General features: G+C 72.2%; 6 protein-coding genes. All 6 read left to right on the forward strand.

Going from position 1 to position 8,342, the window contains the following annotated elements; all coding sequences use genetic code 11:
• Positions 1–484: sensor histidine kinase (locus IE312_RS40125; RefSeq protein WP_368860007.1), on the forward strand; the 484-nt coding region annotated here is incomplete at its 5' end.
• Positions 481–1,146, forward strand: coding sequence for a response regulator (locus IE312_RS14930; protein ID WP_189981957.1), 666 nt, complete (start codon positions 481–483; stop codon positions 1,144–1,146). The genes IE312_RS40125 and IE312_RS14930, both read left to right, overlap by 4 nt.
• A gap of 111 nt (positions 1,147–1,257) precedes the next feature.
• Entirely contained in the window at positions 1,258–5,982 is a 4,725-nt protein-coding gene (locus tag IE312_RS14935) for an RHS repeat-associated core domain-containing protein (RefSeq protein ID WP_189981960.1), read from the forward strand.
• A gap of 37 nt (positions 5,983–6,019) precedes the next feature.
• Positions 6,020–6,496, forward strand: a complete 477-nt coding sequence (locus IE312_RS14940) for a hypothetical protein (RefSeq protein ID WP_189981962.1) — start codon at positions 6,020–6,022, stop codon at positions 6,494–6,496.
• Between the two features lie 3 nt (positions 6,497–6,499).
• Positions 6,500–6,982: a hypothetical protein gene (locus tag IE312_RS14945; RefSeq protein WP_189981964.1), complete on the forward strand. Its 483-nt coding sequence runs from the start codon at positions 6,500–6,502 to the stop codon at positions 6,980–6,982.
• A 9-nt stretch (positions 6,983–6,991) separates the two neighbouring features.
• Complete coding sequence (locus IE312_RS14950; protein ID WP_189981966.1) at positions 6,992–8,212, forward strand: cytochrome P450; 1,221 nt, start codon at positions 6,992–6,994, stop codon at positions 8,210–8,212.
• Positions 8,213–8,342 lie beyond the last annotated feature (130 nt).

The following is an 8,342-nucleotide window of genomic DNA, read 5'->3' on the forward strand; positions in this document are numbered from 1 at the left end:
CCTGACGGAGCTGCGCCGGGTCCTCGGCGTGGTCCGCGCGGAGGACTACGAGGCCCCGGACGCCCCGCAGCCCACCCTGGCCGACCTGGACGGCCTGCTGGCCAATGTGCGCGAGGCCGGCCTGGCGGTGGACAAGGTGGTGACCGGCGCGGTGCGCGAACTGCCGCAGGGCGTGGAGCTGTCGGCGTACCGGATCACGCAGGAGGCGCTGAGCAACACGCTGCGCCACGCCCCGGGCGCCGCCGCCCGCGTGGAGATCGGCTATGTCCTCGGCGGCCTGGGCCTGCGCGTCGTCAACGGCCCGCCGCCGGCCCCGCAGCAGGTGAAGTCCCCGCCCGGTGCCGGGCACGGGATCACGGGCATGCGCGAGCGCGTCTCCATGCTGAACGGCGAGATGACGGCGGCCCCCACGGCGGACGGCGGTTATGAGGTGACGGTGTTCCTGCCGGTGCCGGCGGCCCCCGCGATCGAGGAGGGGTCATGACGATCCGCGTGCTGATCGCGGACGACCAGATGATGGTCCGCGAGGGTTTCTCGGTGCTGCTGAACGCGATGCCGGGCATCGAGGTCGTCGGTGAGGCGGTCAACGGCCGGCAGGCGGTCGAGCGGGTCCATGAACTGGCCCCTGACGTCGTGCTGATGGACATCCGGATGCCGGAGCTGAACGGCATCGAGGCGACCCGGGAGATCGTCGCCGCCGACGGGACGGCGAAGGTGCTGGTGCTGACCACGTTCGACCTGGACGAGTACGTGTACCAGGCGCTGCGCGCGGGCGCCTCCGGCTTCCTGCTCAAGGACGCCTCGGCGCGCCAACTGGCTGACGGGGTCCGGGTGGTGGCGGCCGGCGAGGCGCTGCTGGCGCCCTCGGTGACCAGGCGGCTGATCACGGAGTTCTCCCGGCTGGCGGACACCCCGCGCGTGGCGCCGGCGGCGCGGTCGGCGTACGGGGAGCTGACGGAACGCGAGACGGAGGTGCTGGTCCTGATCGCGCAGGGCCTGTCGAACTCCGAGATCGCCGGTCGCCTGGTGGTGGCGGAGTCGACGATCAAGACCCATGTGAGCCGCGTCCTGGTGAAGCTGGGCCTGCGCGACCGCACCCAGGCGGCGGTGTTCGCCTACGAGGCCCGGCTGGTGACGCCCGGCTGACGGAGCGTGAGACGTCGTGCGGCCGTGCCCGTGGCCAACTAGTGTTCGACGGTGCACCTGTGTGACACGCAGGTGCGAACGGCTTCGAGGTGACGGGAAGGCGCACGGGGGATGGGCTACGTTCTGCCCGGATGGGCCGACGAGATCCTGGACTTCATCGGGATCAACTGGCCGAACGTCGACGAGGACGACTACCGCGAGATGGCCGACGCCATGCGGGACTTCGCGGACAAGTTCGAGGGCCACGGCGGTGACGCGCACCAGGCGGTGTCCCGGATCCTGTCGTCCTCGCAGGGCTGGGCCGTCGACGCGATGGAGAAGCACTGGTCGCACGTCAAGGCGGGACACCTGGAGAAGATCCCGGAGATCGCCCGGCTGTTCGCGGACGCGTGCGACGTGGTCGCGGACGTCGTCTTCGGGATGAAGACCAAGGCGGAGATCGAACTCGGGGCGATGGCGGCCTCGTTGGGCATCTCCGTGGGGCTCGCCGTCGTCACCGGCGGTCTGTCGGCGGTCCTCGGCGCGGCCGAGACGGCGGCGCTGCGCCAGGCGGTCAAACGGATCATCGACGAGGCCGCCGACCGGATCGTGGACGAGCTGGTGGCGCGGGTGACCGGGCCGGTCAACGCCAAGCTGGAGGCCATGGTCGAGGACGTGGTCTTCGATCTGGTGGAGGGTGCCTTCTCGCTGCCCCCCGGGCCGGGCGACGGGCGGCCGGGCGGCCCTGGGGGCCCGGGCGGCAAGCACGGCGGCGGCATGCAGCTGGCCTCCGCCGGCGGCGCGGGCGGCGGCGGTGACGGAGGCGGGACCGGGGCCGCGGGCGGCAAGCGGACCGTCATCGACCACGTGGAGTTCGAGGACGGTGCCGGCAAGGTCTCCTCGCACGGCGGCGCACTGCACCGGGCCGGCTCGGGCTCGCTGGTGAAGGCCAGGGGCGCCTTCGGCCGCACCCACGGCAGGGACCCCTTCACCAGGGCCTTCGACTCCGTCCTGGACGGGGCCCTGAAGGGCACGGAGAAGGCCCTGGCCAAGATCACCAAGCATGTCACCGAGACCCTCCCGGACCGGGTGAAGGCCACCTCCCGGCTGCACAAGGGCCTCGACCTCGGCGTCCGCGACCGTCTCGACGCCATCGACGGCGGCAGGAAGGGCGGCCCCGGCGGCGGCCACGGGCGGACCGGCGGACCGGGCCGCAAGGGCCCCGCGTCGCTGCGCACGGTGCTGGACAACGCCCGCGAGAAGGCGATCGCGCTGGGGCAGCGTCGCTGCAAGACCGACCCGGTGGACGTCGCGAGCGGCGAGATGGTGCTCTCCCAGACGGACCTCGCGCTGCCCGGCGTGCTGCCGCTGGCGGTGCGGCGCACCCACATATCCGGATACCGGTACGGGCACTGCTTCGGTCCCGGCTGGGCCTCCACCCTGGACGAGCGGCTGGAGCCGGCCGGCTCCGGCGCGGTCTGGGCCCGCCCCGACGGATCCCTGCTCGTCTATCCGCAGCTGCCGCGCGCGGCCGGCGAGGAGGTGCTGCCGGCGGAGGGCGAGCGGATCGCCCTCACCTTCGTGGAGCGGTCCGGCCTCGGCGAGGTCACGTACGCCACGGTCGACGTCCGCTCCGGCCTGACCCGCCGCTTCACCGGCAGCCCGTACTCCTCGGACGGTCTGTACTGGCTGAACGACATCGAGGACCGCAACGGCAACGGCGTGCGGTTCGTCCGCGACGACGACGGCGTGCCCACGGAGCTCGTCCACGAGGGCGGTTACCGCGTGCGCGTCACCCGTGACCCGGAGCTGCCCCGGGTCACGGCCCTGGACCTCCGGACGCCCGGGGGCCCGGTCCGGGTCGCCTCGTTCGCGTACGACGAGCACCACGACCTGGTGGGCGTCTCGGGCTCCCGGGGCGTGCCCCTGCGGTTCACCTACGACGACGAGCACCGCGTCACCTCGTGGACCGACCGCAACGGCCACACCTACGGGTACGTGTACGACGCGGCCGGCCGGGTCGTGCGCACCACCGGTCCCGACGGGGCGCTCTCCTCGAGCTTCGCCTACGACACCGCGGCCCGCGAGACCCGATTCACCGACTCCACCGGCGCGGTCACCGTCACCCGCTTCAACCAGCTCCTGCAGACGACCAGCGAGACCGACCCGCTCGGCAACACCGTGCACTTCACGTGGGACCGGCACGACAACCTGCTGTCCCGCACCGACGAGCTGGGGCACACCTCCCGGTTCACCTACGACGACGCCGGTAACCTGCTCACCGTCCACTACCCGGACGGGCGTCGGGCTTCGGCCACCTACAACGCGCTGCACCTGCCGGAGACGACGACCGGCCCGGACGGCACCGTGTGGCGCAACGTCTTCGACGAGCGGGGCAACCGCACCGCGGTCGTCGCCCCGGACGGCACCGCGACCACGTTCACCCACGACGTGACGGGCGCCGTGGCCACGGTCACGTTCCCGACCGGCGAGACGGAGACCCGCACCCACGACGAGGCGGGCCTGACCCTCTCGGTGACCGACCCCCGCGGCGCGACCTGGACGGTGCGCCGGGACGCCTTCGGCCGGCCGTACGAGTCGGTCGACCCGGCGGGCTCCGTCACCCGTCTGGAATGGACGGCGGACGGCTGGCTGACCCGGCGCACCGCGCCGGACGGCGCCACGGAGTCCTGGACGTACGACGAAGAGGGCAACTGCCTCACCCACACCGACCCGCTCGGCGGCGTCACCCGCTTCGAGTACACCTGGTTCGACCTGCTCGCCGCCCGCACGGGCCGGGACGGGGCGCGGTACGAGTTCACGTACGACACCGAACTGCGCATCAGCACGGTCGGCGACCCGCAGGGGAAGACGTGGACGTACCGGTACGGCCCGTCGGGGCTGACCGAATCCGAGACCGACTTCGACGGACGCGTCACCCGCTACGCGTACGACGCCGCGGGACGCCTCGTCGCCCGGACGACACCGCTCGGCCGGCGCATCGCCTTCACCTTCGACGCGGTGGGCAACGTGCTGGAGAAGGACGCCGACGGTGTCGTCACCCGCTACACCTACGACGACGCCGACCGGCTCGTCTCCGCCGTCTCACCGACCTCCTCGCTCACCCTGGAGCGCGACGCCGTGGGCCGGCTGCTGGCGGAGACCGTCGACGGGCGCAGCATGCGGTTCGGCTACGACCGGCAGGGCGAACTCGTCTCGCGCACCACACCGACCGGGGCCACGACGTCGTACGCCTACGACAGCGCGGGCAACCGGGTGCGCGTGGACCTCGCCGGGCACGCGCTCGGCTTCGCCCACGACCTGCTGGGCCGCGAGACCCGGCGCACGGTCGGCCCCGGGCCGGCGCCCGTGACGCTCACCTCCCGGTGGGACGTGCTGGGCCGTCTCACCGGGCGGTCGCTGACCACGCCCCGCGGCACGCTCCGGGACCGCTCCTACGGCTACCGGGCCGACGGCTTCCTGACGGACATCACCGACCGGCACGGCGGGCCGGACCAGCACATCGACCTCGACCCGGTGGGCCGTCCGCTCGGCGTCACCGCCGGCGACTGGTCGGAGCGCTACGCCTACGACGCCGTCGGGAACCAGACGGACGCCCACTGGCCCGACCGGATGAGGCACTCCGAGAGCCGCGGCGCGCGGACCTACGACGGGACCCGGCTGCTCGACGGGAACGGTGTGCGCTACGCGTACGACGCCGCGGGACGCGTCGTGCTGCGCAGCAAGCGGCGCCTGTCCCGCAAGCCCGACACCTGGCGCTACACCTGGGACGCGGAGGACCGCCTGGTCTCCTGCACCACTCCCGACGGCACCGTGTGGTGCTACACCTACGACGCGCTGGGCCGCCGCACCGCCAAGCACCGGATGCGCCCCGACGGGCAGGGCATCGCGGCCACGGTCCGCTTCGCCTGGGACGGAACGCACCTGGCCGAGGAGACCGACTCGGCCACCGGCGCCACGCTGACCTGGGAGTACGAGGGGACGCAGCCGATAGCCCAGTTCGAGCGCCGGCTGCCGGCCGAGGCCGGTCAGAGCGAGGTGGACAGCCGGTTCTTCGCCATCGTCACCGACGTCGTCGGCACCCCGACCGAACTCGTCGACGAGCAGGGCGACATCGCCTGGTACAAGCGCTCCACGGCCTGGGGGATCACCGCCCGCAACCGCGACGCCCGGGCCCACACGCCGCTGCGCTTCCCCGGCCAGTACGCCGACCCGGAGACGGGCCTGCACTACAACCTGAACCGGCACTACGACCCCGAGACGGCCCGCTACGTCTCCGCGGACCCCCTGGGCCTCGTCCCCGCCCCGAACCCGGCCGCGTACGTCGTCAACCCCTACACGTGGATGGACCCGGAGGGCCTGGTCGCCAAGGGGTGCACGCAGATCGGCGGCTGGTACGGCGGACTGCTCCCGGCGAACCGGCAGGCGGACGGAACCCAGTATCCGGGGAGCATGGAGGTCAACCACATCCCGCCGAAGGACGCCTGGCGCACCATCACGGACCCGGGCTTCTACCGCGCCGGGAAGCCGCACAAGAAGCAGAAGGTCAACAACGGTCCGGCGATCCGGATGGAGTACGACGACCACCGCGACCTGTACAGCACCGGCAGCGACCTCCAGGCCCAGGCCTGGCGGACGTGGCAGCGGGAGCTGGTGAACAAGGGGCGTATCACCGAGGCGATGCGGATGGACATCGACGACATCAAGCGCAGGTTCCCGGGCAAGTACGACCAGCACATCGAGGACATGGTGAACAGCCTGAAGGACAACAAGCCCTTCCAGGACATGCTCACGAAGCGGGGATGGACCGTCGATGTGAACGAGCTACTACGGTGATCCGGTAGTACTGATCCTCGACGGGGAAGGAGCACACATGGAGGTCGAGATCCGGCCGCACGTCGGCGTCGGGCCGTTCCGGTTCGGCATGCCGTTCGACGAGGCGATGGAGATCGCCCCGACGCTGGGCCGCGTCAGCCATCGTCCGGGAGCCGAACGACCGCCGGGCAAGTACGTCGTGAACTTCGACGAGTCCGCGTTCCAGTACGTCCTGTCCTTCCCCGAAGGCGGCACGCTCACCGCCGTCGAGCTGTGGCGCTTCCGGGACGAGGCGGCCGACATCGCCGTGACGTTCGACGGGCTGGACGTCTTCCGCACGCCCGGCGAGGAGTTGGCCGAGCAGCTGGAGGCGCGTGGCCACGCCGTCGTGTACGACGACGATCTGGGCATCCACGCCCTGCCCGAGCTGAAGCTGTCCTTCGCCAACAACAGCTCGTTCGAGTACCCGGTGGACGAGGAGGGCGACCCCCTCTACTTCGACTACGTCCTGGTCAGCACGGAACCCGTGCTCTGAACCATGGACGTCGAGATCCGTCCGGGGACCGGTGCCGGACCGTTCCGGTTCGGCATGCCGGTGCAGGAGGCGCTCACCGCGGCACGCGAGTGGGGCCGGTTCCGGACCGCCGCCGCCGACGAGGATCCGGGGCAGATCGTCCTCACGCACGACGACTCCCGGATGGACCTCGTGCTCGGCTTCGGCGGAGGCGCCCTGAGCGCGGTGGAGCTGATCCGTTTCCGGAAGGAGGACGCCGACGTCCGGGTCCTCCTGGACGGGCTCGACGTCTTCCGGACCCCGAGCGAGGACCTACTCGACGAACTGACGGGACGCGGCCACACCATCGAGGAGAACGACCTCGGCTTCGACGCCCTGCCCGAGCTGCGGGTGATCCTCGCGAACCAGAGCAGTTACGAGTACCCGGCGGACGAGGAGGGCGACCCCCTGTACTACGACTACGTCCTCGTCGAGGGCCCCCTGGCCGGACGGCGTCCGGCGCGCTAGCGTCCCCGCATGGCAGGCCCCACCGACCTCGCGTTCGATCCCTGGGACCCGGCGTTCGTCGCCGACCCCTACCCGGCCTACGCCGCACTGCGGGCCCGCGGCCGGGTGATCCGGTACGAACCGACCGACCAGTGGCTGGTCCCGCACCACGCGGACGTCTCGGCGCTGCTGCGGGACCGCCGGCTCGGCCGCAGCTACCGGCACCGGTTCGGCCACGAGGAGTTCGGCCGGACCCCGCCCCCGCCGGAGCACGAGCCGTTCCACACCCTCAACGACCACGGGATGCTCGATCTGGAGCCGCCGGACCACACCCGGATCCGGCGCCTGGTGTCGAAGGCGTTCACCCCGCGCACGGTGGAGCGGCTGAAGCCGTACGTCGAGGCGCTGGCGGACGAGCTGGTGGCCGGACTCGTCCGGGACGGCGGTGGTGATCTGCTCACCGACGTGGCGGAGCCGCTGCCGGTGGCCGTGATCGCCGAGATGCTGGGCATCCCTGAGGCGGACCGGGGGCAGCTGCGTCCCTGGTCGGCGGACATCTGCGGGATGTACGAGCTGAATCCGTCAAAGGAGACGGCCGCGAGGGCGGTGCGGGCCTCGGTGGAGTTCTCCGCGTACCTGCGGGAGCTGATCGCGGCCCGCCGCGAGGAGCCGGGCGAGGATCTGGTCTCGGGGCTGATCGCGGCCCATGACGAGGGGGACCGGCTCACCGAGCAGGAAATGATCTCCACGGCGGTGCTGCTGCTCAACGCCGGTCACGAGGCGACCGTCAACGCGACCGTGAACGGCTGGTGGGCCCTGTTCCGCAACCCGGACCAGCTGGCGGCCCTGCGCGCCGACCACTCACTGGTGCCGTCCGCGGTCGAGGAGCTGATGCGCTACGACACCCCGCTGCAGCTCTTCGAGCGCTGGGTCCTGGACGACATCGAGCTGGACGGCACGACGATCCCGCGGGGCGCGGAGGTCGCCCTGCTCTTCGGCTCCGCCAACCACGACCCGGCGGTCTTCGCCGACCCCGGCCGGCTGGACCTCGCCCGCGCCGACAACCCGCACATCTCCTTCAGCGCGGGCATCCACTACTGCATCGGCGCCCCGCTGGCCCGGATCGAGCTGGCCGCTTCCATGACGGCCCTCCTCCGGCGGGCCCCGGCCCTGGCCCTCGTGGCCGAGCCGGAGCGGAAGCCGAACTTCGTGATCCGGGGACTGTCGGGCCTGCGCGTGGAAGTGGGCTGACCGGGCGTCCCGGGCGTCCCGGGCGCCCCGGGCGTCGTCGGCGGAGGCCGGAGGGTGTCAGCGGGCGTCGTCCGGCAGGGTGAGGGCCCAGGCACTCTGCACCACCCGCCAGGTCCGCCGCCGTACCGGC

The sequence above is a fragment of the Streptomyces capoamus genome, from assembly GCF_014654935.1.
In the GTDB taxonomy this organism is placed as follows: domain Bacteria; phylum Actinomycetota; class Actinomycetes; order Streptomycetales; family Streptomycetaceae; genus Streptomyces; species Streptomyces capoamus.

Excerpts from the sequence above, each read along its gene's own strand:
- IE312_RS14935 (WP_189981960.1), top strand. The coding sequence starts at position 1,258 with ATGGGCTACGTTCTGCCCGGATGGGCCGACGAGATCCTGGACTTCATC.
- IE312_RS14945 (WP_189981964.1), top strand. The coding sequence starts at position 6,500 with ATGGACGTCGAGATCCGTCCGGGGACCGGTGCCGGACCGTTCCGGTTC.
- IE312_RS14940 (WP_189981962.1), top strand. The coding sequence starts at position 6,020 with ATGGAGGTCGAGATCCGGCCGCACGTCGGCGTCGGGCCGTTCCGGTTC.
- IE312_RS14930 (WP_189981957.1), top strand. The coding sequence starts at position 481 with ATGACGATCCGCGTGCTGATCGCGGACGACCAGATGATGGTCCGCGAG.
- IE312_RS14950 (WP_189981966.1), top strand. The coding sequence starts at position 6,992 with ATGGCAGGCCCCACCGACCTCGCGTTCGATCCCTGGGACCCGGCGTTC.